Source organism: Bacillus sp. YH3-2-B2, from assembly GCF_053663335.1.
This window is the reverse complement of sequence record NZ_JBSJQE010000003.1, coordinates 196,392-222,135: the sequence shown is the minus strand read 5'-3', so window position 1 is coordinate 222,135 and position 25,744 is coordinate 196,392. Positions and strand designations below refer to the sequence as shown.

Annotated in this window: 29 protein-coding genes; 28 read left to right on the top strand and 1 reads right to left on the bottom strand. The window is 47.0% G+C overall.

The window, feature by feature from the left end:
• Nucleotides 1–18: 18 nt before the first annotated feature.
• The 27 genes from mtrB to ACWJJX_RS11190 all read left to right on the top strand — a co-directional run bounded on the left by mtrB (nucleotide 19) and on the right by ACWJJX_RS11190 (nucleotide 24,364).
• Entirely contained in the window at nucleotides 19–246 is a 228-nt protein-coding gene (gene mtrB, locus ACWJJX_RS11320; protein WP_003153449.1) for a trp RNA-binding attenuation protein MtrB, read from the top strand.
• 156 nt (nucleotides 247–402) lie between these two features.
• On the top strand, nucleotides 403–1,158 hold the full coding sequence (hepS, locus tag ACWJJX_RS11315) for a heptaprenyl diphosphate synthase component 1 (protein ID WP_007409455.1): 756 nt from the start codon (nucleotides 403–405) through the stop codon (nucleotides 1,156–1,158).
• A 5-nt stretch (nucleotides 1,159–1,163) separates the two neighbouring features.
• A complete protein-coding gene (gene menG / locus ACWJJX_RS11310; RefSeq protein ID WP_003153453.1) occupies nucleotides 1,164–1,865 on the top strand; it encodes a demethylmenaquinone methyltransferase in 702 nt (233 codons plus the stop codon).
• A gap of 28 nt (nucleotides 1,866–1,893) precedes the next feature.
• Nucleotides 1,894–2,856 (top strand): heptaprenyl diphosphate synthase component II, encoded by a 963-nt coding sequence (gene hepT / locus ACWJJX_RS11305; protein WP_003153454.1) that lies wholly within the window; start codon nucleotides 1,894–1,896, stop codon nucleotides 2,854–2,856.
• A gap of 120 nt (nucleotides 2,857–2,976) precedes the next feature.
• Nucleotides 2,977–3,423 (top strand): nucleoside-diphosphate kinase, encoded by a 447-nt coding sequence (gene ndk / locus ACWJJX_RS11300; RefSeq protein ID WP_003153455.1) that lies wholly within the window; start codon nucleotides 2,977–2,979, stop codon nucleotides 3,421–3,423.
• Nucleotides 3,424–3,612: 189 nt separating this feature from the next.
• Nucleotides 3,613–4,383: a protein-glutamate O-methyltransferase gene (locus tag ACWJJX_RS11295; protein ID WP_015388067.1), complete on the top strand. Its 771-nt coding sequence runs from the start codon at nucleotides 3,613–3,615 to the stop codon at nucleotides 4,381–4,383.
• A 71-nt stretch (nucleotides 4,384–4,454) separates the two neighbouring features.
• The gene (gene aroC / locus ACWJJX_RS11290; RefSeq protein ID WP_003153459.1) at nucleotides 4,455–5,627 is read left to right on the top strand and encodes a chorismate synthase; all 1,173 of its coding nucleotides are present in this window, start codon (nucleotides 4,455–4,457) and stop codon (nucleotides 5,625–5,627) included.
• On the top strand, nucleotides 5,627–6,715 hold the full coding sequence (aroB, locus tag ACWJJX_RS11285; RefSeq protein WP_454022987.1) for a 3-dehydroquinate synthase: 1,089 nt from the start codon (nucleotides 5,627–5,629) through the stop codon (nucleotides 6,713–6,715). The genes aroC and aroB overlap by 1 nt, the downstream gene beginning before the upstream one ends.
• Entirely contained in the window at nucleotides 6,712–7,095 is a 384-nt protein-coding gene (gene aroH / locus ACWJJX_RS11280) for a chorismate mutase (protein ID WP_003153463.1), read from the top strand. Before aroB ends, aroH begins: the two co-directional genes overlap by 4 nt.
• Before the next feature lie 223 nt (nucleotides 7,096–7,318).
• On the top strand, nucleotides 7,319–8,866 hold the full coding sequence (trpE, locus tag ACWJJX_RS11275; protein ID WP_454022986.1) for an anthranilate synthase component I: 1,548 nt from the start codon (nucleotides 7,319–7,321) through the stop codon (nucleotides 8,864–8,866).
• Nucleotides 8,838–9,854 carry an anthranilate phosphoribosyltransferase gene (gene trpD, locus ACWJJX_RS11270; RefSeq protein ID WP_043867246.1) on the top strand — a complete coding sequence of 339 codons (1,017 nt, stop codon included), beginning with the start codon at nucleotides 8,838–8,840 and terminating at the stop codon, nucleotides 9,852–9,854. Before trpE ends, trpD begins: the two co-directional genes overlap by 29 nt.
• On the top strand, nucleotides 9,847–10,599 hold the full coding sequence (gene trpC, locus ACWJJX_RS11265) for an indole-3-glycerol phosphate synthase TrpC (protein WP_003153467.1): 753 nt from the start codon (nucleotides 9,847–9,849) through the stop codon (nucleotides 10,597–10,599). Before trpD ends, trpC begins: the two co-directional genes overlap by 8 nt.
• 4 nt (nucleotides 10,600–10,603) lie before the next feature.
• Nucleotides 10,604–11,257 (top strand): phosphoribosylanthranilate isomerase, encoded by a 654-nt coding sequence (locus ACWJJX_RS11260; protein ID WP_014305306.1) that lies wholly within the window; start codon nucleotides 10,604–10,606, stop codon nucleotides 11,255–11,257.
• The gene (gene trpB / locus ACWJJX_RS11255; protein ID WP_077722521.1) at nucleotides 11,238–12,440 is read left to right on the top strand and encodes a tryptophan synthase subunit beta; all 1,203 of its coding nucleotides are present in this window, start codon (nucleotides 11,238–11,240) and stop codon (nucleotides 12,438–12,440) included. The genes ACWJJX_RS11260 and trpB overlap by 20 nt, the downstream gene beginning before the upstream one ends.
• Nucleotides 12,433–13,230: a tryptophan synthase subunit alpha gene (gene trpA / locus ACWJJX_RS11250; protein ID WP_007612229.1), complete on the top strand. Its 798-nt coding sequence runs from the start codon at nucleotides 12,433–12,435 to the stop codon at nucleotides 13,228–13,230. Before trpB ends, trpA begins: the two co-directional genes overlap by 8 nt.
• Before the next feature lie 11 nt (nucleotides 13,231–13,241).
• Nucleotides 13,242–14,324, top strand: a complete 1,083-nt coding sequence (hisC, locus tag ACWJJX_RS11245) for a histidinol-phosphate transaminase (RefSeq protein WP_077722520.1) — start codon at nucleotides 13,242–13,244, stop codon at nucleotides 14,322–14,324.
• Between the two features lie 51 nt (nucleotides 14,325–14,375).
• Nucleotides 14,376–15,491, top strand: a complete 1,116-nt coding sequence (locus tag ACWJJX_RS11240; RefSeq protein WP_071392574.1) for a prephenate dehydrogenase — start codon at nucleotides 14,376–14,378, stop codon at nucleotides 15,489–15,491.
• A gap of 11 nt (nucleotides 15,492–15,502) precedes the next feature.
• On the top strand, nucleotides 15,503–16,789 hold the full coding sequence (gene aroA, locus ACWJJX_RS11235) for a 3-phosphoshikimate 1-carboxyvinyltransferase (protein WP_077722519.1): 1,287 nt from the start codon (nucleotides 15,503–15,505) through the stop codon (nucleotides 16,787–16,789).
• Nucleotides 16,790–17,107: 318 nt separating this feature from the next.
• Entirely contained in the window at nucleotides 17,108–18,379 is a 1,272-nt protein-coding gene (locus ACWJJX_RS11230) for a tetratricopeptide repeat protein (protein ID WP_077722518.1), read from the top strand.
• A 73-nt stretch (nucleotides 18,380–18,452) separates the two neighbouring features.
• On the top strand, nucleotides 18,453–18,992 hold the full coding sequence (locus ACWJJX_RS11225; RefSeq protein WP_003153482.1) for a ReoY family proteolytic degradation factor: 540 nt from the start codon (nucleotides 18,453–18,455) through the stop codon (nucleotides 18,990–18,992).
• A 54-nt stretch (nucleotides 18,993–19,046) separates the two neighbouring features.
• Nucleotides 19,047–19,493, top strand: a complete 447-nt coding sequence (locus ACWJJX_RS11220) for a YpiF family protein (RefSeq protein WP_454022985.1) — start codon at nucleotides 19,047–19,049, stop codon at nucleotides 19,491–19,493.
• 137 nt (nucleotides 19,494–19,630) lie between these two features.
• Nucleotides 19,631–20,134, top strand: a complete 504-nt coding sequence (locus tag ACWJJX_RS11215; protein WP_003153484.1) for a ubiquinol-cytochrome c reductase iron-sulfur subunit — start codon at nucleotides 19,631–19,633, stop codon at nucleotides 20,132–20,134.
• Between the two features lies 1 nt (nucleotide 20,135).
• On the top strand, nucleotides 20,136–20,810 hold the full coding sequence (qcrB, locus tag ACWJJX_RS11210) for a menaquinol-cytochrome c reductase cytochrome b subunit (protein ID WP_003153485.1): 675 nt from the start codon (nucleotides 20,136–20,138) through the stop codon (nucleotides 20,808–20,810).
• A gap of 31 nt (nucleotides 20,811–20,841) precedes the next feature.
• On the top strand, nucleotides 20,842–21,609 hold the full coding sequence (locus ACWJJX_RS11205; RefSeq protein WP_003153486.1) for a menaquinol-cytochrome c reductase cytochrome b/c subunit: 768 nt from the start codon (nucleotides 20,842–20,844) through the stop codon (nucleotides 21,607–21,609).
• Between the two features lie 106 nt (nucleotides 21,610–21,715).
• On the top strand, nucleotides 21,716–22,309 hold the full coding sequence (locus tag ACWJJX_RS11200) for a DUF1405 domain-containing protein (RefSeq protein ID WP_021734183.1): 594 nt from the start codon (nucleotides 21,716–21,718) through the stop codon (nucleotides 22,307–22,309).
• 67 nt (nucleotides 22,310–22,376) lie between these two features.
• Nucleotides 22,377–23,159: a sporulation protein YpjB gene (gene ypjB / locus ACWJJX_RS11195; RefSeq protein ID WP_017418030.1), complete on the top strand. Its 783-nt coding sequence runs from the start codon at nucleotides 22,377–22,379 to the stop codon at nucleotides 23,157–23,159.
• Nucleotides 23,160–23,188: 29 nt separating this feature from the next.
• Entirely contained in the window at nucleotides 23,189–24,364 is a 1,176-nt protein-coding gene (locus ACWJJX_RS11190; RefSeq protein ID WP_353575100.1) for an oxalate decarboxylase family bicupin, read from the top strand.
• A gap of 23 nt (nucleotides 24,365–24,387) precedes the next feature.
• Here the strand turns inward: ACWJJX_RS11190 and ACWJJX_RS11185 are convergent, their stop codons facing one another.
• On the bottom strand, nucleotides 24,388–25,260 hold the full coding sequence (locus ACWJJX_RS11185; RefSeq protein ID WP_003153493.1) for a YitT family protein: 873 nt from the start codon (nucleotides 25,258–25,260) through the stop codon (nucleotides 24,388–24,390).
• 142 nt (nucleotides 25,261–25,402) lie between these two features.
• Here ACWJJX_RS11185 and ACWJJX_RS11180 point away from each other — a divergent pair, with 142 nt between their 5' ends.
• Nucleotides 25,403–25,738: a nucleotide pyrophosphohydrolase gene (locus ACWJJX_RS11180; protein WP_003153495.1), complete on the top strand. Its 336-nt coding sequence runs from the start codon at nucleotides 25,403–25,405 to the stop codon at nucleotides 25,736–25,738.
• Nucleotides 25,739–25,744: the final 6 nt, after the last annotated feature.

The following is a 25,744-nucleotide window of genomic DNA, read 5'->3' as shown; positions in this document are numbered from 1 at the left end:
ATGATAGAGGGTGCAGATATGAATTCAAAGCATTCAAGTGATTTTGTCGTCATTAAAGCGGTCGAGGACGGCGTGAACGTCATCGGTTTAACGAGAGGAACGGATACGAAATTTCACCATTCCGAAAAACTGGACAAAGGCGAAGTGATTATCGCTCAGTTTACTGAGCATACCTCTGCCATCAAAGTGAGAGGCAACGCCCTCATCCAGACCGCTTACGGAGAAATGAACAGCGAAAAAAAATAAGCCGGCTGTTTCCCGCTTTTGCCAAATGCCCGCAAACGGCGGGAGAATACAGCCAATTTCTTTTTTTTATGCTATAATGATACCTGCGTATAATAATGACGAGTAAATCTCATACATATTAGAATAAATGTGAATTTGGGGACAAGGGTGATATTTTTGCAAGACATCTACGGAACTTTAGCGAATCTAAATACGAAATTAAAACAAAAGCTGTCTCATCCTTATTTAGCGAAACATATTTCCGCGCCTAAAATCGATGAGGATAAGCTTCTTCTTTTTCACGCTTTGTTTGAAGAGGCGGACATTAAGAACAACGACAGAGAAAATTACATAGTAACTGCGATGCTTGTCCAAAGCGCCCTTGATACCCACGATGAAGTGACAACAGCCAGAGCGTTAAAGCGAGACGAAAATAAAAACCGGCAGCTCACCGTGCTTGCCGGCGACTATTTCAGCGGACTGTATTATTCGCTTTTATCTGAAATGAAGGATATCTATATGATTCGGACGCTCGCTACGGCAATTAAAGAAATCAATGAGCATAAAATCCGTCTGTACGATCGGTCTGTCAATGACTTGAATCAATTGATCGAAAGCATGGCGATTGTGGAAGCGGCCCTGTTTCACAGAGTGTCAGACCACTTTAATCTTCCGCGCTGGAAAGAGCTGGCGAGTGATTTTTTTGTATATAAGCGGCTGATGAACGGCAATGCTATATTTCTCGATGTCATCGGCAATATTGTAAAGTCAGGGAAATCAAAGGCTGACATAATGGAAGATAGCTTCCGAAAGGCAAAGCAAAGCATTGAAACGCTGCTGCCGCTCAATTCACCAATCCAAAACCTCATGCTGAACCGGCTTAAGGCGATCAGCCAGGACAAAACATATCATCAGAAAGTGGAAGAAGGGTAATCAACATGCAGGAGTCAAAAGAACAGCGCGTACACGGCGTGTTTGAAAAAATCTATAAAAATTATGACCAAATGAACTCTGTTATCAGTTTTCAGCAGCATAAAAAATGGCGCGATAAAACGATGCAGATCATGAATGTAAAAGAAGGCGCAAAAGCGCTTGATGTCTGCTGCGGAACGGCTGACTGGACGATTGCCCTCGCAGAAGCGGCCGGAAAAAGCGGCGAAATCAAAGGACTGGATTTCAGCAAAAATATGCTGAGCATCGGCGAGAAAAAAGTGAAAGAGGGCGGTTACAGCCAAATTGAACTTTTGCACGGAAATGCGATGGAGCTTCCTTTCGCTGATGATTCTTTTGATTTTGTCACCATCGGCTTCGGGCTGCGGAACGTTCCCGACTATCTGACCGTGCTGAAAGAAATGCGGCGGGTCGTCAAACCGGGCGGGCAGGTCGTATGTCTGGAAACATCCCAGCCGGAAATGTTCGGATTCAGACAGGCATATTTTCTATATTTTAAATACATCATGCCTTTCTTCGGAAAAATGTTTGCGAAGAGCTATAAAGAATATTCTTGGCTTCAAGAATCGGCAAGAGAATTTCCCGGTATGAAAGAACTTGCGCGTCTGTTTGAAGAAGCGGGCCTGACGAATGTCAAATACCATTCGTTTACCGGCGGAGTGGCCGCTACGCATATCGGTTGGAAATGATGAATATACAGATGTTTGGGTGAATGATATGAAATTTAAAATGGCCTATTCTTTTTTAAATGACGATATTGATGTGATCGAAAGGGAACTTGAGCAAACGGTGCGGTCAGACTATCCCTTGCTGAGTGAAGCCGGGCTCCATCTGCTCCAGGCGGGAGGCAAGCGGATCCGCCCTGTTTTCGTATTGCTTTCCGGCATGTTCGGCGACTATGACATTAATAAAATAAAATATGTTGCGGTGACGCTGGAAATGATTCATATGGCGTCCCTCGTGCATGACGACGTCATTGATGACGCCGAGCTGCGGAGGGGAAAACCGACCATCAAAGCCAAGTGGGACAACCGTATCGCCATGTATACCGGTGATTATATGCTTGCGGGCTCACTGGAGATGATGACGAGATTGGATGAGCCGAAAGCCCACCGGATCCTGTCCAAAACCATCGTAGAAGTATGCCTCGGAGAAATTGAACAGATCAGAGATAAATACAATATGGAACAAAACCTCAGAACCTATTTGCGCCGCATCAAACGGAAAACGGCTCTTCTCATTGCCGTCAGCTGCCAGCTCGGCGCCATCGCTTCGGGAGCTGATGAGAAGATTCACAAAGCATTATATTGGTTCGGCTATTACGTGGGCATGTCCTACCAGATTATTGACGACATTCTTGATTTCACTTCAACGGAAGAGGAACTGGGAAAGCCGGTCGGAGGGGATCTGCTGCAAGGAAATGTCACTCTGCCCGTTTTGTACGCGCTCCGTCAGCCTGAATTGAAAAATCAGCTGAAATTAATTAACAGTGAAACAACACAGGAGCAGCTCGCCCCCATTATTGAAAATATTAAACGCACAGACGCAATTGAAAAATCAATGGCCGTCAGTGACAGGTACTTAAAAAAAGCGTTTGAAAAACTGAATACACTGCCGAGAGGACGGGCGCGCTCATCATTGGCCGCCATCGCCAAATATATCGGCAAACGGAAATTTTAAATTCCTTTTACGAACAAGATGTGAACATTCTCCGCCCTGGATTGATTAATTGTCAGAAAGATGTTACGATTTCGGTGTGCAACTTGAAAGCCTATACATAATGATGGGGTGGAGAATCTTATGGAAAAAACTTTTATCATGGTAAAACCGGACGGCGTACAGCGCCAGCTGATCGGAGAGATTTTATCCAGATTTGAGCGTAAGGGCTTACAATTGGCAGGAGCCAAGCTAATGCAAGTTTCAGAACAGATGGCTGAAAACCATTATGCTGAACATAAAGGGAAGCCGTTTTTCGGCGAGCTTGTGGAATTCATTACATCAGGACCCGTATTTGCAATGGTATGGGAAGGGGAAAATGTAGTAGAGATCACAAGACAGCTGATCGGAAAAACGAACCCGAAAGATGCACTGCCGGGCACGATCCGCGGTGACTACGGCATGTTTGTCGGCAAAAATATCATTCACGGTTCAGACTCCTTAGAAAGCGCTGAGCGGGAAATTGACATTTTCTTCAAACAGGAAGAGCTTGTACCGTATCAAAAATTAATGGCCGACTGGGTGTACTAAGCCGTCAGCCTTTCTTTTTCTCTTGTTATGAAAAGGTTTACATATTTTAAAAAAGACAGAGGCTGCGCTGCCCTGTCTTTTCATTTCTCACAAATCAGCCTGCGGGCTGATTTTTTTATTGAAATCGTACAAATTAGAAAGAAAACAGGCTATACTAGGACAAAAGACAGCGAGATTGGGAGAGAAGCAATGGAGCCTTACGAAATTTTTATCACCAAGTGGAAACAAATAACCGGCGTTGATTTATCTTTATACAAAGAAGCACAGATGAAAAGACGGCTGACGTCCCTTTATGAAAAAAAGGGATTCAAAGATTTTCAGGAATTTGCCGCCGCTTTGGAGAAAGACAAGCTTTTATTAAATGAAACATTGGACAGGATGACGATCAATGTTTCTGAATTTTACCGAAATTATAAACGGTGGGAAGTTCTTGAAACCTCAATTCTTCCGTTAATAAAGCATAACAAACCGTTAAAAATATGGAGTGCGGCCTGTTCAACGGGGGAGGAACCCTATACTTTGGCTATGATTCTCAGTCAGCAGGCGGGTTTGGCCGGATTTGATATATTGGCGACAGATATTGATGAAAAGGCGCTTGGCAAAGCCAAGCGGGGCATCTATCAGGAACGCTCGCTGCAAGAGGTGCCGGCTTCCGTGAAAAGCCGTTATTTCACCAAGCAGGCTGACAACAGTTATCAAGTAAAACAAGAGATTCAAAAAAACATCCGGTTTAAGCGGCACAACCTGCTCGCCGACAGCTATGAACAGGATTTTGATCTGATCGTCTGCCGCAACGTCTTTATTTATTTTACTGAAAAAGCAAAAGAAGAGCTGTATGTAAAAATGGCGGGCAGCCTGAAAAAGAACGGAATTCTGTTTGTCGGAAGCACAGAGCAGATTTTCAGCCCGGAAAAATTCGGCCTTGAGAGCACTGATACATTTTTTTATCAAAAAAGATAGAAGACATTTAATGAAAACTTGTGGTATAGTTTTACTTAAAAGCGTTAATGCGATGAAGGGAGAAGAAAGAAATGAGATACTTAACAGCCGGAGAATCACACGGCCCGCAGCTGACGACAATTATAGAAGGTGTGCCTGCGGGGCTTTATATAACTGAAGAAGACATTAATTTTGAGCTTGCCAGACGTCAAAAAGGGCACGGCCGCGGACGCCGCATGCAGATTGAAACGGACAGAGCGAAGATCACAAGCGGCGTGCGGCATGCCCGGACACTCGGTTCACCCATCGCGCTCGTTGTAGAGAATAAAGATTGGACTCACTGGACAAAAATCATGGGCGCCGCACCGATTACAGAAGAAGAAGAAAGTGAAATGAAACGCCAGATTTCAAGACCGAGACCGGGACACGCAGATTTGAACGGGGCTATTAAGTATAATCACCGCGATATGAGAAATGTGTTAGAACGATCTTCCGCGCGTGAGACAACGGTTCGCGTGGCGGCCGGAGCCGTCGCTAAAAAGATTTTAGCGGAGCTTGGCATTAAAGTCGCCGGACATGTCCTGCAAATCGGCAGCGTAAAAGCAGAGAAAACCGATTACACATCCATTGAGGATCTCAAACGGGTAACGGAAGAATCACCGGTCAGATGCTACGATGAAGAAGCAGGCCGTCAAATGATGGCAGCCATTGATGAAGCGAAGGCAAACGGTGACTCGATCGGCGGAATCGTTGAAGTGATCGTCGAAGGTATGCCGGTCGGTGTCGGAAGCTATGTCCACTATGACCGTAAGCTGGACAGCAAGCTCGCTGCTGCCGTTCTGTCGATTAACGCGTTTAAAGGCGTAGAGTTCGGCATCGGTTTTGAAGCGGCCGGCAAAAACGGCAGTGAAGTTCATGATGAAATCGTATGGGATGAAGAGAAAGGCTATACACGCGCCACAAACAGGCTCGGAGGATTAGAAGGCGGTATGACGACGGGAATGCCGATTGTCGTCCGCGGCGTTATGAAACCGATCCCTACTTTGTATAAGCCGCTGAAAAGCGTCGACATTGAAACGAAAGAACCGTTTACAGCGAGCATTGAACGTTCAGACAGCTGTGCGGTTCCGGCAGCAAGCGTAGTGGCTGAAGCAGCAGTGGCCTGGGAAATCGCAAATGCCGTCGTAGAACAATTCGGGCTTGACCAGATCGACCGCATTAAAGAAAATGTTGAAAACATGAAAAAACTATCGAGGGAATTCTGATGAAAGAGCTTGAGGTTCGGACAGCTTCCTCCGCATATCCCGTGTATATCGGTGAAGGCATAAGGAAACAGGCCGCTTCCCTTTTGTCTTCACTGAACAGGCCGCTGACAAAGATCCTTCTCGTCATCGATGCTGAAGTTGACCGGCTTTACGGCGATGAGATGTTCCGGCTTTTAAACGAAACATGGCCCGTGAAAAAAGTAATCGTTCCAAGCGGAGAAGAAGCGAAGTCTCTAAAAGAGTATGAACGGATTCAAACGGAAGCGATCGCTTTCCATATGGACCGCTCCTCATGTATGATCGCCTTCGGAGGCGGCGTGACAGGTGATTTGACCGGCTTTTGCGCAGCAACATTTATGCGCGGAATTGATTTCATTCAAATGCCGACGACACTGCTTGCCCATGACAGCGCGGTAGGCGGCAAGGTGGCCGTCAACCATAAACTCGGAAAGAACTTAATCGGCGCGTTTTATCAGCCGAAAGCGGTGATTTACGATACGGAGCTTCTGAAAACCCTGCCGGAACAAGAGCTGAGATCGGGCATGGCTGAAGTGATCAAACACGCGTTTATCGCCGATCATGCTTTTTTAGAAAAACTTCTCACGTTTGATACGTTGCAAGGACTGACAAGCGCTGAGCTGAATGAAATGATTTATAAAGGAATTTCAATCAAATCGGCCGTCGTGCGTGAGGACGAAAAGGAAGAGGGGATAAGAGCTTTTCTGAATTTCGGCCATACGCTCGGCCATGCCGTTGAGGCGGAATACGGCTACGGCCGGATTACTCATGGAGATGCGGTCGCCCTCGGCATGCAGTTTGCCCTTTACGTGAGTGAACAGGTTGCGGGTTGCAAGATGAACAGGAAAGAACTCACACAATGGCTGATTGGGCTCGGCTACCCGGGAAGCATCAGACAAGATATTGAAACGCCGGTTCTCTCCGCCCGGATGATGAATGATAAAAAAACGCGCGGAGGCATGACACAGTTCATCGTGTTAAAAGAATTAGGCGAAGCGCGGGACTGCATGCTTTCAAAAGATGAGCTCGAAAATTTGCTGAACAAATGGCGAATGGAGGAAACAGCATGATGATACGCGGCATTCGCGGAGCAACAACGGTGGAACAAGACACCGAACAAGAAATTTTAGAAAAAACACAGCAGCTGCTTGAAAAAATCATTGAACAAAATGGATGCAAGCCGGAAGACGTTGTACAGATCCTGTTATCCGCCACGCCTGATATCCATTCCGTATTTCCGGCAAAAGCGGTCCGCCGCCTTTCCGGGTGGCAGTACGTCCCGGTGACGTGCATGCAGGAAATGGATGTCACCGGCGCTCTGCAAAAGTGTATCCGTGTCCTGATGACGGTTCAGACGGATACGCCTCAGGATGAAATCAAGCATGTCTATTTAGAAAAAGCCGTTGTGTTAAGGCCGGATTTATCATTGACAAAAAATACTGACATGTAATACGATAAACAAAGCTTAGAAATACACAAGAGTGTGTATAGAGCTGGTAAGTAAGATATTGAACAGTTGAGTTTAGAATAGGGTAGCAGAGAATGAGTTTAGCTGAGCTGAGATAAACACGTTTTTATTCTGCCCAAAAGAAGCCTTTCTTTTGGGTTTATTTCTTATACGCAAGACTCCTCTCACTCTTCATCTCATTCTCCTTACCGTAAGGAGGAGAATCATGAATTTACAATCGGATATTTCTTTATTTTTAAAGGACAGTCTGACACACCGCACCATTCCAATCGCAGAGACTTTTACGGTCGACACGATCACACCCATTCAGATGGTTGAAAAACTGGACAGAAACATTACGTATCTTTTAGAAAGCAAGGATGAGTCGTCAAGCTGGTCGAGATACTCTTTTATCGGCCTTGATCCTTTTATCACGATTAAGGAGAGTCATCACACATTCACTGCCGCTGATCCAAACGGGCATACGCTGTTTGAAGCCGGAGAACTAAAAGCCGTGCTTGATTGGATGAATGAAAGCTTCCGCATTAAAACACCCGAGCTTGATATCCCGTTTTCGGGAGGGGCCGTCGGTTATCTGAGCTATGACATGATTCCTTTGATTGAGCCTTCCGTGCCGAGCCACGCGAAAGAAACAGATTTCGAAAAATGCATGCTGTTTGTCTGCCGGAAAATCATCGCGTACGATCACGAAACGAAACAAGTGCATTTCATTCAATATGCGGCGCTTAACGGCCGGGAGACGGAGGAAAAAAAGCGGGCCGTTTTTAAAGAAAATTGCGCGGAGCTTCGTAAGCTTATCGGTATTTTGACAGAACCGAAAGATATGAAAGAGCCGTTTTTTTCTAAAGAATCATTTGAAACGCCAAGTTTTGCCGATGTGACATCCAATTATACAAAAGAAGAGTTTATGGCCGGCGTCGATAAACTGAAAGAATATATAAAAGCCGGAGACATTTTTCAAGGGGTGCTTTCGCAAAAGTTTGACATTCCGGTATCCAGACATTCATTTGAGCTGTACAGGGTGCTCCGCATCGTCAATCCTTCACCTTATATGTACTATATCAAACTGCCTGACAGAGACATTGTCGGGAGTTCGCCTGAACGTCTGATCCGCGTGGATGACAGGCACCTGGAAATTCATCCGATTGCCGGAACGAGAAGAAGGGGCGCCGGAAAAGAAGAGGACGATCGCCTCAAAAAAGAGCTGATGAATGACGAAAAAGAGAAAGCTGAACATTATATGCTCGTCGATCTTGCGCGCAATGACATCGGCAGAGTTGCGGAGTACGGTTCCGTAGCCGTTCCGGAATTCACAAAGGTCGTTTCTTTTTCACATGTGATGCACATCATCTCTGTTGTAACCGGCCGTTTAAAACAGGGCGTCCATCCGGTTGATGCGCTGATGTCGGCATTCCCGGCAGGAACACTCTCGGGCGCTCCGAAAATCCGCGCGATGCAGCTTTTAAATGAATTAGAACCGACTTCCAGAGAAACCTACGGCGGATGTATCGCTTATATCGGATTTGACGGGTCAATTGATTCGTGTATCACCATCCGCACCATGAGTGTCAAAAACGGTACGGCGTCGGTGCAGGCGGGCGCGGGAATAGTCGCTGATTCCGTCCCGGAAGCCGAATATGAAGAGAGCTGTAACAAAGCGGGGGCGCTTTTAAAAACGATTCAAATCGCAGAAGACATCTTTTCTGGCAGGGAGGAGAAGACGGATGAACAAATTTCTGCAATCGTGCGTTAATGGCCGCACGCTGAAAACCGGAGAAGCCGAAAAGCTGATGGAGATGATGATGAACGGGGCCATGTCGCAGTCTGAGATCGGGGGGATTTTATCGGTATTAGCCCACCGGGGTGAAACGGCGGAGGAGCTTGCCGGATTTGTAAAAGTGATGCGGGCGCGGGCACAGACGGCGGGTGGCTTGGCGGATGTCGTTGATACGTGCGGAACAGGCGGAGACGGGATTTCTACGTTTAACATATCCACGGCAGCGGCGATTACAGCTTCTGCCGCCGGAGCTAAAGTTGCCAAGCACGGAAATCGCTCCGTTTCGTCTAAAAGCGGCAGCGCGGATGTGCTGGAAAAGCTGGGGGTTTCCATTCAAGCCACTCCAGAAAGCGTCAAACGCAGCATTGAAATGAAACAAATGGGGTTTTTGTTTGCGCCGCTGTTTCATTCGTCAATGAAGCACGTCGCCGCCGCAAGAAAAGAGCTTGGCTTCCGAACCGTATTTAATCTGCTGGGCCCGCTCAGCAACCCGCTGCAGGTGAAGCGGCAGGTGATCGGCGTCTATTCATTTGATAAAGCGCGCCTGATGGCAAGCGCTTTGGAACAATTTGATGTCAGACACGTCATGCTTGTGTCGGCGCGTGACGGATTAGATGAACTGTCCATCACAGCACCGACCGATATCATTGAGCTGAAAAACGGTGAACGTCTGGAATATTCCGTTTCACCTGAACAATTCGGTTTTGCAGAAGGTTCATTGAAGGATATTCAAGTGAGTTCATCGGAAGAAAGCGCGCTTCTCATTCAGAATATTTTTGCAAATAGAGCTCCGTCATCCGCTCTGCATATTACCGCCTTAAATGCGGGCGCGGCCATTTATACGGCAGGTCTTGCAAACGATCTGAAAGAAGGAACGAAAACAGCCTTAGAAGCGATTCAAAACGGAGATGCCAAAAGGCAGCTCGAACGTCTGAAACAGAAAGAGGAAGAAATGTATGCTTGATCAAATCATTCTGCAGAAAAAAGAAGAAATCAAATCCATCGTGCTGCCGGAAACCTGTCAAATTGAACGGAGATCCTTTAAAGAAGCGCTCCTGAACCCGAACCGTTTTATCGGGCTGATTGCCGAAGTGAAAAAAGCTTCGCCGTCTAAAGGATTGATTAAAGAGCATTTTGTTCCGGAAACGATTGCGGCGGATTATGAAGCGGCTAAAGCCGACGCCCTTTCGGTTCTCACGGATACCCGTTTTTTTCAGGGGAGAAATCAATTTCTGACAGATGTTAAACAAACCGTGTCTCTTCCCGTGCTGAGAAAAGATTTTATTATTGATTCCCTTCAGGTGGAGGAATCGTTCAGGATCGGCGCCGATGCCATTTTGCTGATCGGGGAAGCGCTGGAACCTTCAAAGCTTCATGAGCTTTATCTGGAAGCCCGCGGGAAGGGGATGGACGTTCTCGTTGAAGTCCATGATGAAACTGTGCTTGAACGGATTTTACAAGTGTTTCAGCCGGACATTCTCGGCATAAACAACCGGGACTTAAAAACGTTCCGTACTTCTGTTTCGCAAACGGAAAAAATAGCGCAGCTTGTGCCGGACGGCTGCCTGCTGGTCAGCGAAAGCGGCATCGGTTCTTTGGCTGACCTGCAATTCGTCAACAAGCACGGGGCGCAGGCTGTATTGGTCGGAGAATCCTTAATGAGAGAGGATTCGCAGCAAAAGGCGATCCGCGGACTGTTCGGAGAGTGACGATATGAAAAAGCCTGAGTTAAAGTACTGCGGAATACGATCGAAGCGTGATTATGAACTTGCGGCAGCTTCAGAAGCGGATTATCTGGGATTTATTTTTGCCGCAAGCAAACGGAGAGTAACGCCGGATGAGGTCCGGAAATGGAAAGAGCAGGTCCGGACAGACAAGAAACATGTCGGAGTATTTGTAAATGAAACGATAGAAAACATCGCGCAAATCGCATCTGATCTGGCACTTGACGTCATCCAGCTTCACGGTGATGAATCGCCTGAGGATGCCCTTCGCCTCCGTCCGCTTGTGCGCTCGGAAATATGGAAAGCGCTCCATCACGGGGAAGGGACGCTCCGTCAGATGGCTCAATTTACACCTGCTGTCGACGGCTATGTCATTGATTCTTCAGTGACAGGAATGAGAGGCGGGACGGGAATCGCGTTTTCATGGGCCCGTGTCCCCTTGTACCGAAAGCAGGCTCAAAATGCAAGCAAGCGCTGTTTTATTGCGGGCGGTGTTAATCCTGAAACGATTACCGGCTTACTGAGATCGCGTCCGTGCGGTATAGATCTTGCCAGCGGAATTGAAAAAAACGGACACAAGGATCAAACACTGATCCGGCTTTTAGAAGAAAGGATGAACCACTATGTATCCATATCCAAATGAAATCGGAAGATACGGCGAATTCGGCGGCAAATTTGTCCCTGAAACATTGATGCGGCCCCTTGAGGAAATCGAAACGGCTTTCACAGAATTAAAAAATGATCCTGTTTTTCATGCCGAATATAAAAAACTATTGTTTGATTACTCCGGAAGACCGACTGCATTAACGTTCGCAGACAGGGTGTCAGAGTATTTGGGAGGGGCGAAAATCTATCTGAAAAGAGAAGATTTAAACCATACCGGCTCTCATAAAATTAACAACGCGTTAGGCCAGATTCTGCTTGCTAAAAAGATGGGCAAAACGAAAATCATCGCCGAAACCGGTGCGGGACAGCACGGTGTGGCTGCCGCGACAGCCGCCGCAAAATTCGGTTTTAAATGTACGGTTTTTATGGGTGAAGAAGACGTTGCGCGCCAGTCGCTGAACGTATTCCGGATGAAACTGCTCGGCGCGGAAGTGGTGCCGGTCACAAGCGGCAACGGCACGCTGAAAGATGCGACGAATGAGGCAATCAGGTATTGGGTCCAGCATTGTGAAGATCATTTCTATCTTATCGGTTCTGTAGTGGGTCCGCACCCGTATCCGTATATCGTTCGCGAATTTCAGAAAATCATCGGCGAGGAAGCGAAAGAACAGCTCCGCCGAGTTGAAGGAACGCTCCCGGATAAGGTTGTTGCATGTGTCGGCGGCGGAAGCAATGCGATGGGCATATTTCAGGCCTTTTTAGAAGAAGACATTGAGCTGATCGGCGCCGAGGCGGCCGGAAAAGGAATTGATACGCCGCTGCATGCGGCAACGATCGCAAAAGGGACGCTCGGGGTGATTCACGGATCAATGACCTATTTAATACAAGATGAATACGGGCAGATTATCGAACCGTATTCCATTTCAGCAGGCCTTGATTACCCGGGGATCGGCCCTGAGCACGCCTATCTGCACAAAAGCGGCCGTGTAACGTACGAAAGCGTGACAGACGATGAAGCGATTGCCGCGTTACGTCTGCTTTCTGAAACAGAAGGTATTCTTCCGGCTATTGAATCTGCCCACGCCCTGGCAAAAGCGTTTGAAATGGCAAAGGACATGGATAAAGACAAAATCATTCTCGTCAGTTTGTCGGGAAGAGGAGATAAAGACGTTCATACGCTGATGAATGTTTTGGAAAACGGGGTGGAGACACATGTTTAATCTGCGAGATTCTGAAAAATTGTTTATCCCTTTTATCACAGCGGGCGATCCGCTTCCTGACATTTCTGTTGAACTGGCAATATCATTACAGAATGCAGGCGCTTCTGCCCTTGAAATCGGCGTTCCTTACACAGATCCGCTTGCGGACGGACCCGTCATACAACGGGCTTCAAAACGGGCTCTGGAAAACGGAATGAATATCGTAAAAGCCATTGAACTTGGCGGCAAAATGAAAAAAAACGGCGTTCATATTCCAATTATCCTCTTTACGTATTATAATCCTGTGTTACAATTAGAAAAAGAATACTTTTTCGCTTTACTGCGGGAAAACGACATAGACGGCCTGCTTGTACCCGACCTTCCATTAGAGGAAAGCGCCCTTTTGCAAATGACATGCAAAAAGGAGAACATCGCTTATATCTCACTGGTTGCGCCGACAAGTGAAGACCGTTTGAAAATAATTACTGAACAGGCCTGCGGCTTTGTGTATTGTGTATCCTCTTTAGGAGTGACGGGCGTACGCAGCGAATTCGATCCTTCTGTATACTCTTTCATCCGTAAGGTGAAAGAATTCAGCTCTGTTCCGGTGGCGGTCGGTTTTGGCATTTCAAACCGCAAACAGGTTGACGGGATGAATGAAATATCTGACGGTGTCGTTGTCGGCAGCGCGCTTGTCAAAAAAGTTGAAGAGCTTAAAACAAAGCTTGTGAATCCCGGCACAAGAGCTGATGCGCTTCTTGAATTTGAAGAATACGCAAAGACGTTCGGACGACTGTACAGTGTAAAATGAGGTGACTGGATTTGCAGATTAAAGAACAGCTGCGGCAGCTGAAACCGTATCAGCCGGGCAAACCAATAGAAGAAGTGAAAATGGAATACGGGCTTGAAAAAGTAGTAAAACTCGCTTCTAACGAAAATCCGTTCGGCTGTTCACAGGCCGCAAAAGATGCGCTGCATCGGGAGATTGAGCAGCTTGCGCTGTATCCCGACGGTTACAGTGCCGCTTTGAGAACGCGGCTCAGTGAGCATCTGCAGGTCAGTGAATCTTCGATCATTTTCGGCAACGGCTCTGATGAGCTAGTGCAGATTATCTGCCGTTCTTTATTAAATGATCAGGCAAACACGATTACCGCCGCCCCGACTTTCCCGCAATACAGACACAATGCGGTGATTGAAGGCGCTGAGGTGCGCGAGGTGCCGCTCCGCAGTGACGGCGCTCATGATTTGGACCGGATGCTGGAAGCAATTGACGGCGAGACGAAAGTCATATGGGTATGCAGCCCCAATAATCCGACGGGGACATATACTTCTGAGCAAGAGCTAATTGCCTTTTTAAACAGAGTTCCCGAGCATATACTCGTTGTCCTTGATGAAGCGTACTACGAGTATGTTACGGCGGAAGATTACCCAGAAAGCATTCCGCTTTTAAAGCAATATCCGAATGTCATGATCCTCCGCACCTTCTCTAAAGCGTACGGACTTGCCGCGTTGCGCGTCGGATACGGCATTGCGGACGAAGCGCTGATCCGCCAGATTGAACCGGCGAGAGAGCCGTTCAATACGAGCAGAATCGGTCAGGCTTCGGCACTGGCAGCGCTTGACGACCAGACATTTATCCAGGAATGCGTCGAGAAAAATAAAGCCGGCCTTAAGCAGTATTATGATTTTGCGGAAACTCACGGATTAACTTGTTATCCTTCACAAACCAACTTTGTGCTCATTGATTTTAACCGTCCGGCGGATGAACTGTTCCAAGCCCTGTTGGAAAAAGGATATATCGTCCGCTCAGGACAGGCGCTCGGATTTCCGACAGCGTTAAGGATTACGGTCGGTACGAAAGAGCAGAATGAGGAAATTCTCACAATTTTAGCTGAAATATTATAAGAGGTGATCAAGCATCACCTCTTTGCTCTATTAAAATAGATGAAAAAGGAAATGAGTGAAATGAAGGATACCATATTGCTTGCGGGGATCGGGCTGATCGGCGGATCGATCGCATTGGCCATCAAAAAGGAGCATCCGCATAAACGGATTATCGGTGTGGATATTTCGGAAGAACAGCTCACTGCCGCGCTGAAGCTCGGAATTATTGACGAGCGGGCCGGCTCATTGACGGAAGGGGCGCAGCAAGCGTCTGTTGTCATTATCGCCACGCCTGTCGCCCAAACGCTGAAAATGCTCGATATGCTGGCCGCATCAGACATCACCCATGAACTCCTGATTACGGATGTGGGCAGCACGAAACAGAAAGTCGTCAGCTACGCCGACAAAGTGCTTCCGGCTCACTATCAATTTGTCGGCGGCCATCCGATGGCGGGATCTCATAAATCCGGGGCCGCTGCCGCGAAAGAATTTTTATTCGAAAATGCGTTTTACATTTTAACACCCGGAAAATCAACTTCTAAAGAGTCAGTAACGCATCTGAAGGAACTCTTGAAAGCGGCAAACGCCCACTTTGTGGAGATGACTCCCGAGGAGCATGACGGCGTAACGAGCGTTATCAGCCATTTCCCTCATATCGTTGCTGCAAGCCTCGTCCATCAGGCTCATCATTCTGAAGAAGATTATCCGTTTTTGAAGCGTTTCGCAGCCGGCGGTTTTCGGGACATCACCAGAATCGCCTCAAGCAGTCCGGCGATGTGGAGGGACATACTTCTTCATAACAAAGATAAACTGCTTGACCGCTTCAAAGAATGGAAACGGGAGATTGACACGATCGAATCTTATGTAGAAAATGAAGATGCGGACAGCCTGTTCGGATATTTTAAAAAAGCGAAAGATTATCGCGACGGTCTGCCGCTCCGTCAAAAAGGAGCGATCCCGTCCTTTTATGACCTTTATGTCGATGTTCCTGATCATCCGGGGGTCATTTCGGAAATTACGGCGATACTGGCAGAAGAAAAAATCAGTATCACCAACATCCGCATTATCGAAACAAGAGAAGATATTAACGGAATTCTCAGAATCAGTTTCCAGACTGATGATGACCGGAAGCGCGCGGAAACTTGCATTCAATCCCGCGCCAAATATGACACATTTTACGCTGACTGAGGTGGAAAACATTGAAAAGAGAAAAAGTGACGTCTTTAAACGGTGAAATTCATATTCCGGGGGATAAATCCATCTCCCACCGTTCTGTTATGTTCGGAGCGCTTGCGGAAGGAACGACAACGGTAAAAAACTTTTTGCCCGGAGCCGATTGTCTGAGCACCATTGCCTGCTTCAGAAAAATGGGTGTCTCCATTGAACAAAACGGAAGTGATGTAACGATATACGGAAAGGGCATTGACGCACTTTGTGAGCCTGACAGCCTTCTTGATGTCGGGAATTCCGGCACGACCATCCGCCTGATGCTCGGCATTTTAGCCGGACGCCCATTTCACAGTACGGTAGCGGGCGACGAAAGTATTGCAAAGCGCCCGATGAAGAGGGTGACGGAGCCTTTAAAACAGATGGGAGCCGCGATTGACGGAAGAGCGGACGGAGGGTTTACGCCTTTATCCGTAAGAGGCGGACAATTGAAAGGCATTGATTACGTCTCCCCTGTTGCAAGCGCGCAGATCAAATCTGCCGTGCTGCTTGCCGGATTGCAGGCTGAAGGGACGACGACCGTCACTGAGCCTCATAAATCAAGAGACCACACGGAACGGATGCTGAACGCTTTTGGCGCCGAGCTTGCGGAAACGGAGACGAGCGTTTCCGTAACGGGCGGTCAGAAGCTTCGGGGAGCCGATATTTTCGTGCCCGGCGATATTTCTTCAGCGGCCTTTTTCCTCGCGGCAGGCGCTGTCGTTCCCGGAAGCCGGATTGTGCTGAAAAACGTCGGCCTGAACCCGACACGCACGGGAATGATTGATGTCTTAAAGCAAATGGGGGCTTCACTTGAAGTGATTCCTTCAGAAGCGGACAGCGCAGAGCCTTACGGAGACCTGGTTATTGAAACCTCAGCTCTGAAAGCGGCAGAAATCGGCGGAGAAATCATTCCCCGTTTAATTGACGAGATCCCGATTATCGCCCTTTTGGCAACGCAGGCTGAAGGCACAACTGTCATTAAAGACGCTGCGGAGCTGAAGGTGAAGGAAACGAACCGGATCGACACCGTCGTATCAGAGCTCCGGAAAATCGGCGCAGACATTGAACCGACTGAAGACGGCATGAAAATACACGGCAAAAAAACGCTTGCGGGCGGAGCCGATGTGTCAAGCCACGGCGACCACCGCATCGGCATGATGCTCGGTATCGCTTCATGCCTGACAGAAGAGCCGATTGACATCCGTGATACAGAGTCGATCCATGTCTCATATCCGACATTTTTTGAGCATTTAGATCAATTAGCCAAAAAAGCCTGAAGACTGTTCTTCGGGCTTTTTTCTTCATGTGTCATAAAATCTTGGGCTTTGACATAGCTTGTCTTAAACAGAAAACTAAAAGAAAGGGGGAATGCGTTTTCGTTACAGAAACAGCCGGAACAAATTGCGCTGTTTGCGTATAAAGATGCCGTCCCCTTTTTTGCCGTTTTCCTCTTAACCATTTTCTGATAAACTATAATGCCGGGTGAAGCATCTTATTTGCGGGCAGGCCCTGACTGAATTATGATAAGAATAACCCGAATAAAAACCCTTTTCATTTGGTTGATGAGGTATAGGAAAAGAAAGGACCGGTCTGATTTGAATACATTGATTCAAGAAGCCATAAAATTAGTTGAAGCAGGTGAAACCGAAAAGGGACTCAAAGCGCTTTCAAAAGCTGAAACAGAGCTTCATGACGAAGACAAAGCCATTGCAGCCCAGCTCTACTATGAATGGGGAAACGCCGAAAAAGCGTTAGCGCTGATCAGTGATCTGCATGACCTTTATCCGGATGAGTCTGAGCTGACGAATTTTTACGCCGAATTGTTAATAGATATTGATGAAGAAGAAAAAGCTCTTGAGGTGCTGGAGACAATTTCTCCGGAAGACCCGTCTTACGCGGAAAGCCTTCTTTTAATGGCTGATCTGTATCAGATGCAGGGCTTATTTGAAGTAAGTGAGCAAAAGCTGTTACAGGCGAAAGCGATGTTACAAGATGAACCAGTTATTGATTTCGCTCTGGGGGAATTATACTTCACTCAGGGATCATACGCAAAAGCCGTTCCTTACTATGAAGAGACGGCAAAAGAACGGCACGAAATCGGCGGCGTAAATGTTCATCAGAGGCTGGCTGAGTCATTGAGCGCGGCGGGTGAATTTGAGGAAGCGATTTCATGGTATGAAAAAGCGGCGGCAGAACATACAGAACCGAATACGATTTTCGGGTACGGGTTCACAGCCTATCAGGCGGGAATGGTCAAAACAGCCATCAAGCAGCTGTCTGATTTAAAAGGGCTTGATCCTTCCTATTCATCGCTTTATATGCCGCTTGCAAAAAGCTACGAGGCAGAAGGCATGTATGAAGATGCATTAAAAACCGCTAAAGAAGGTATTACTTACGATGAATACAATAAAGAGCTTTTTCTCTATGCGGCGAAAATGGCGTTAAAGCTCGGCAGCGAAGAGGAAGGCAAAAAGCTTCTTCAGGAAGCGCTGGCGCTCGATCCGGGTTATGTGGAAGCGCTCCATACGCTTTTAGCCGTCTATCATAAAGAAGAAAGCTTTGAAGAGATTATTGATCTGATTCAGGAAGTCCGCGGCTACGGAGAAGAAGATCCGAAATACAATTGGTATTTGGCGGGGGCCTATACAGGCCTGGAGCATTACGCTGAAGCGAAAAAAAGCTTCGAAGCTGCGTATCTCCATTATCAGGATGATCGGGATTTCTTATATGAATACGCTCACTTCTTATTGGAAGAGGGTCTCCAGAAAGAAGCGCTGCCGCTTTTAAAACAAGTGCTTTCAATGGATGGAACAAACGAAGAGCTTGAAGAAACAATCTTACGGATAGAGGATGAATTTTTAAGATAAGCAGGATTTTGGACCATGCTTGCTGAATGTATAAGTGATGTCAGATTATACGATCGATAGAGGAGGGAATTACATGCAGACCCCTGTTTCTGTCAATGAAAAAAAGGATTTTATCCGTTGGTTTTTAAATCATTATCAGCTTAAACGCCGGGAGTGCGTCTGGATTTTAAATTATTTAATGAGTCATGATTCATTAATGGAAAAAGTCCATTTTGTAGAACAAGCCGAATTTTGCCCGAGAGGCATTATCATGTCTACTCATTGCGTTGATGAGGTGCCGTTTAGGTTTTACAAAGAAAATGTCATGACTACGGACGCGGAAAAATCTTTTCACGACATCCGGTTAAATAAACAGCAGGATTTATTTATCCAGCTGAATTTCCGTTCGGCCTACAGCTCACCGGAATATGCCGCTGTTCTTGAATCAAATCCGCATCTGCCGAAAGACCTGTTTGAAAATAAACAGGATCAGGGGATGGCTGAAAAAATATTAGAACATGCCATTTCCACTTTCCAGCGGGAAAAGCTGCTTAAAGATATCGACGAGGCGCTGGACCGCCACGACAAAGAAACATTTGAAAAGCTTTCCCGCCAATTGAATCAGCTCACATAAATGACAGCCTTGCAGAATATGCAAGGCTTGTTGCGTAAAGAGGAGGAACGAGACATGAGATGGAGGGCCGCTGATGCCGATGCCTATTTACAATCTGCGGATTACATTGATACCGCTGTCATTCCGTTAATTTCCATAACGTCTTCAGGAGGCTTAAAAGAGGCCGTTGAACAGGGGGAAAGCACCCAATTGCTTTCTGAAGAGCTTGAGCGCCAATTGAAGGGACGGGTATATTTATTCCCCTCTTATACATATGTTGATATAGACCAATCACAAATCGCCCTGCTTCAAAAACTCAAAGAAGAGGTGATGATCAACTTCAGGCACGCCTTGTTCCTGACGGCAGACGAAAAATGGAAGGATTCTGAAATAGGGTCTGATGTCATATACATACCTGCCGTTCCGTTTGAACATATGAAAGACTCTTTAAAGAGAAAAATTGCGGATGACAAGTGCGGAGAAATTTTGAACGTTTTGTTACAGAAGTGGAACAATTCTTAAAAACTCCAGGCATCCTGCAAAACACCCGTTTTGCCTCTGTTGACCTTGCTGAAAGATTCATATATTATGAGGGTGTCAAATCTCAGAATTATTTTCTATTTTAGTTAATTTTTGGTCAATCTTTAGGGGGGGAAGAGATGGGCGGAAAACAAGATATATCAAGAAGACAATTTTTAAACTATGCGCTCACCGGCGTGGGGGGATTTATGGCCGCCAGTGCGCTTATGCCTATGGTCCGTTTTGCGCTGGATCCGGTATTAAAACCGACGGGAGATCAAAAAATGGTGCAGGTTGTCAGTGTGGATGAGCTGACGAAGGAGCCGAAGCGGTTTGACTTTAAAATTCATCAAGTCGACGCCTGGTACGAATCGGAAGAATCCAGGTCAGCCTGGGTTTACAAGCATGGGGATGAAATTATAGCGCTTTCTCCGATCTGCAAGCATTTGGGCTGCACCGTAAACTGGAACAATGATCCTAAAAATCCGAACAAATTCTTTTGTCCCTGCCATTACGGGCTGTATGAAAAAGACGGCACGAACGTTCCGGGCACGCCGCCGCTCGCGCCTCTTGACCGTTATGAGCAAAAAGTAAAGGACGGCTTTTTGTATCTTGGAAAAGCAAAGCCTAGGGGGGAAGGGTGACATGCTGAATAAAATTTATGACTGGGTGGATGAACGTCTCGATATTACGCCGATGTGGCGGGATATCGCCGACCATGAAGTGCCGGAACATGTAAATCCCGCTCACCATTTCTCGGCTTTTGTCTATTGTTTCGGCGGTTTGACGTTTTTTGTAACCGTTATCCAAGTGCTCTCCGGGATGTTTTTAACGATGTATTATGTGCCGGATATAAAAAACGCGTGGGAATCTGTGTATTATTTGCAGAATGAAGTCGCTTTCGGGCAGATTGTAAGGGGTATGCACCATTGGGGCGCAAGTTTAGTCATCGTGATGATGTTTTTACATACGCTGCGGGTTTTCTTTCAGGGAGCTTATAAAAAGCCTCGGGAATTGAACTGGATCGTCGGTGTTCTGATCTTTTTTGTGATGCTCGGTCTCGGATTTACAGGGTATTTGCTTCCGTGGGATATGAAGGCGCTGTTTGCGACAAAGGTAGGTCTTCAGATTGCCGAGGCGACGCCATTGATCGGAGCACAGGTGAAAACTCTTCTTGCCGGCCACCACGATATTGTCGGCGCTCAAACGCTGACGAGATTTTTTGCGATTCACGTATTTTTTCTCCCTGCCGCTTTGTTTGCGCTCATGGGCGCCCACTTTGTCATGATCCGCAAGCAGGGAATTTCAGGACCGCTTTAATACAAATCTGATATAAAAGGGAGGGGATGACATGCACCGGGGGAAAGGAATGAAGTTTGTAGGAGATTCAAGGATACCGGCTGAAAAAAAACCGAATATACCGAAAGACTATTCAGAGTATCCTGGAAAGACAGAGGCGTTTTGGCCGAACTTTCTGCTGAAAGAATGGATGGTCGGGGCCGTTTTCCTCGTCGGGTTTCTCGTTTTAACGATTGTGCACGAGCCGCCTTTGGAACGGGTGGCGGACCCTACGGATACAGGGTATATTCCGCTGCCGGATTGGTATTTTCTATTTTTATACCAGCTTTTAAAATATGAATATGCCGCAGGGAGCTACACCGTTATCGGAGCGATGATTATACCGGGGCTTGCCTTCGGGTCGCTGCTTTTGGCTCCGTTTCTCGACAGGGGGTCTGAAAGAAGGCCGTGGAAGCGTCCGGTTGCTGTCGGGATGATGCTTTTGGCGCTTTGCGCTACGGTCTTTTTAACGTGGCAGTCAGTCGCGACACATGACTGGGCGAAGGCGGAGGAGCAAGGGAAAATTAAAAAAGAAGCCGCCATTGATACTGAATCAGACGGTTATAAGGTATTTAAAGAACAAGGCTGTATTTCCTGTCACGGGGATAATCTTCAAGGGGGAGGCGCCGGTCCGTCCCTGGTCGATAACGGGCTGAGCCCGGAAGAAATTAAAAAAATCGCCGTCAAGGGGAAAGGGCAGATGCCAGCCGGTATTTTTAAAGGGAATGACAAACAGCTTGATCAGCTGGCGAAGTTCATTTCTGAAACGACAGCGAAATAACGTATTGTGAAGTAGACAACAGCAGGATATACTTTATGAAAAGAGCTGACCGGATGTCAGCTTTTTTTGCATGATACATACTTTTTACGGACTGAGAGTTGATGGTATGAGGTGGATTTCTTATCTTTTAGGGTTGCGCGGCATGCTTCTGCTTGTTCTTGCCGTTAATTTTATCGGTACGGTGTACGGCTATTATTGGTATGTGCCGCAGCTTGCGGACACGCCGTTCCGATTTCTGATATTTGTGCCTGACAGCCCGACGGCGACGTTTTTCTTCCTGTTTGTGCTTCTGGCATTTCTCATGGGAAGAAACGCGCCGCTGTTTGAAGCGCTGGCTCTTGTAACCCTTGTAAAATACGGGCTGTGGGCGGTCGGAATGAATGTCTTTGTGCTGGTCAAAATGGGGCAGATGCCTTGGGAAGGGTACATGCTGATTGCTTCACATTTTGCCATGGCCGTTCAAGGCGTTTTATACAGCCCGTATTTTCGGTTCCGGTTATGGCATCTTGCCGTTGCCGCTGTTTGGACGCTTCATAATGATGTCATTGATTATCTTTTCGGCATGATGCCCCGCTACTCAATGCTCAATGATTATATGCAAGAGATCGGCTATGCTACATTCTGGCTGAGCATATTTTCACTCGGCCTTGCATACTATTTGGTGATTTCTAAAAGACGGATAAAGCTTGACTTACACTGATAGAATCTTGGTCTAACCTTGTCCCGCTCCTCATATTCTGTAAAGAGAAGGAGTGGGAGGGACCTCTATGAAACGAAAGCTGACGATCTGTCTTTTACTTGCTCTTATGTGTTTCATCACAACTGCCAAAGCTGAAGATGAGGGCGGTCTCAAGGAACTGAACGACCTTTCGGATACCGTTTTCCAAATGACGCGGCATTCGCAGTATGATGAGGCTCTGCAAGTGCTTGGCTACTTTAAGAAAAAAATGACACACGTAAACTCACTGAGCGGCGCCGAAGTCAGGCAGGTGACTCTGGGTTTCAATGATTTAGTGCGCGTCCTGAAACAGGCAGACGCCTCAGATACCGAAAAAATCCGGGCAGCCGCCCAGTTCAGGTTGGTAATGGATGCGATGGAAGACCACTCCGATCCGCTGTGGGGTTCGCTTGAAAGACCGATTATGGCGACATTCAGCGCCTTAAAAGAAGATGTCAGCGGAAACGGAAGTGAAAATTTCAATGAAAAGTGGAATGAATTTATATCATTATATGATTTAATTTATCCCAGCCTGACAATGGATGTGTCGGCCGGCCAGCTTGATACGGTGGCGAAACATATCGAGGTGATTGAGCAGGAAGGGTTTCAGCAGATGACAAAAGGAACAAAGCTTGAGCGTCTGACGCTCCTGCAGCAGGATTTAAAGCGGGTTTTTGACAAGGTGGAGCGGGATGACGCTGACCCTTCGCTGCTCTGGGTCATTCTGACAACAGGCGGTATCATTATTACTGCGCTGACATATGTCGGCTACCGAAAATACAGAGCGGAAAAAAAGAAAGAGAAAAAGCGTGAGTATCCTAAGTCTAAATAAACACAAATTGCTGTAAAGGAGCTAAGCCAGTGAAAAAACTCATCCAGCAATTGGCTTCAAAACACCTCCCGCAGCCGATCAGAGGCAGAAAAGGGGCGACTGACGAAGGACCGCGAAACCTCGCGCGTGACTTCCAGAATCCTGACATGCTCGTTCCGCCTTCAACGGATTCAGGAACGGTTCAAAACTTGAAATTCTCATTTTCTGATACGCATATGAGGCTTGAAGACGGCGGATGGTCCAGAGAGGTGACGGTCAGGGAACTGCCGGTATCCAAAAACATCGCGGCGGTGAACATGAGGCTGAAACCGGGAGCTGTGCGGGAGCTTCATTGGCATAAAGAAGCCGAATGGGGATATGTGATTAACGGAGGAGTACGTTTAACTGCGGTCGATCAAAATGGGCGGAATTTTATTGATAACGTAAGTGAAGGAGACCTGTGGTATTTTCCTTCCGGCATTCCTCATTCCATTCAAGGATTAGAGCAGGGAAGTGAGTTTTTGCTCGTCTTTGATGACGGCTCTTTTTCAGAAAACAGCACCTTTTCAGTAACGGACTGGTTTGCCCATACCCCGCGCAGCGTGCTGGAAGCGAACTTCGGTGTTCCGGGTTATGAGCTGGCTTACATTCACAAGAAAGAGCGTTACATGTTCCAGCTGGAACCGCCTCCCCCTATTGAGCGGGCAGCAGTTTCTTCCCCGGAAGGCCCCGTTTTGGAGCCGTTCAGTTACAAGCTTTCCCGGCAGGAGCCTCTTGTTACCAGCGGGGGAAGAGTAAAGATTGTCGATTCAAAAACGTTTAAGGTGTCAAAAACGATTGCCGCAGCTCTTGTGGAGGTCGAACCCGGAGGCATGAGAGAATTGCATTGGCATCCCAATACGGACGAGTGGCAGTATTATCTTTCAGGAGAAGCGAAAATGACGGTGTTTGCGGCGGAGGGAAGAGCGCGGACATTTAACTATCAAGCGGGTGACGTAGGATATGTTCCTTTTGCAATGGGACATTATGTTCAGAATACCGGTGACACCGTGCTTCGCTTTCTGGAAATCTTCAAAAGCGACCGTTTCGAAGATGTCTCCTTAAACCAATGGCTGGCACTGACGCCGCAGCGCTTCGTCGAGCAGACGCTCAATGTCAGTCCGGCATTCGCCCGCCGATTGAAAAAGAAAAAATCACCGGTTGTCAAATGGAAACACGAACAGTAAAGGCGGCAAAAGCCGCCTTTTTATTATCGTCTGATCGGATTTTTATTTTCATCAAGCGTAAATCCTTCGCCGAGCACATCATGGACGTCGCTTACTGCAACAAAGGCGTGCGGGTCAACGGAAGTGATGACGCTTTTCAAAAGCACAATTTCGTTTTTCGGAACGACGCAGTAAAGAACGTCCCTGTCTTCTTTTGTATATGATCCCTGTCCTTTTAAAACGGTGACGCCGCGCTCCATCTCTTCAATGATTTTTTGCTGGATCAAATCGTTTTTCGAAGAAATAATCGTTGCCCCTTTTGCGGCATAGCCGCCTTCCTGTATAAAATCAATCAATCTCGCAGCGACAAAAACGGCTACAAGCGTGTACATCGCTTCCTTGTAAGAAAGATACGTAAACAAAGAAAGCAGAATGACACAGGCGTCAAAGGCAAACATCGTCCGGCCCATCGGGATTCCGAAAAATTTGTTGATCAGCCTGGCGATGATATCGACCCCGCCCGTCGTGCCGCCGTATTTAAAAATAATGCCGAGACCCGCGCCGATAAAAACACCGGCGAACAAGGCGGCCAGCGCTAAATCATGCGACAGCGGCATATGAATTTCGTAGCGCTGAAAAACACTCAGAAAAACGGAAAGAGAGACGGTGCCGATCAGGGTATAGACAAACATCGTCCGGCCGAGCATACGCCAGCCGATGAAAAAGATAGGAATGTTTAATACCAGGTTGGAAATAGAAGGGCTGATGTGGAATAACGCATATAAAAGCAGCGTAATGCCGGTAAATCCGCCTTCCGCCAAATTGTTCTGCATATTAAAGTGAACCAGTCCGAATGAAAAAACAGCGGCGCCGATTAAAATAAAGCAAATGTTTTTGATTCTGATTTCTCCAAGCATTGCATCAAACCCCTTTTCCTTCCATAAGATTGCGTAAATATTATAGTGGATACAAAAGAAAACAGCAAACTGCCGTTTTTAACATTTGTCAAATGTACTTGAATTAGCTAACATGGAAGAGATGACAGGAGGTATTCGCACAGTGAGTGACAAAACGATGAAAGACTTACAAGCTGAGGTCGATGAATATATCGGCCAATTCAAAGAAGGCTATTTCAGCCCGCTTGCCATGATGGCCCGTCTCACGGAAGAACTGGGCGAACTTGCAAGAGAAGTCAACCATTATTATGGGGAAAAGCCGAAGAAAACGACGGAAAATGAGAAAAGCATGGAAGAGGAAATGGGCGATGTGCTGTTCGTCCTGATCTGCCTCGCCAACTCCCTTGATATTTCATTGGAGGAAGCTCATAACCGCGTCATGCATAAATTTAATACACGTGATAAAGACCGCTGGACTAGAAAAGAAGAAGGAAAGTAGGAGAAA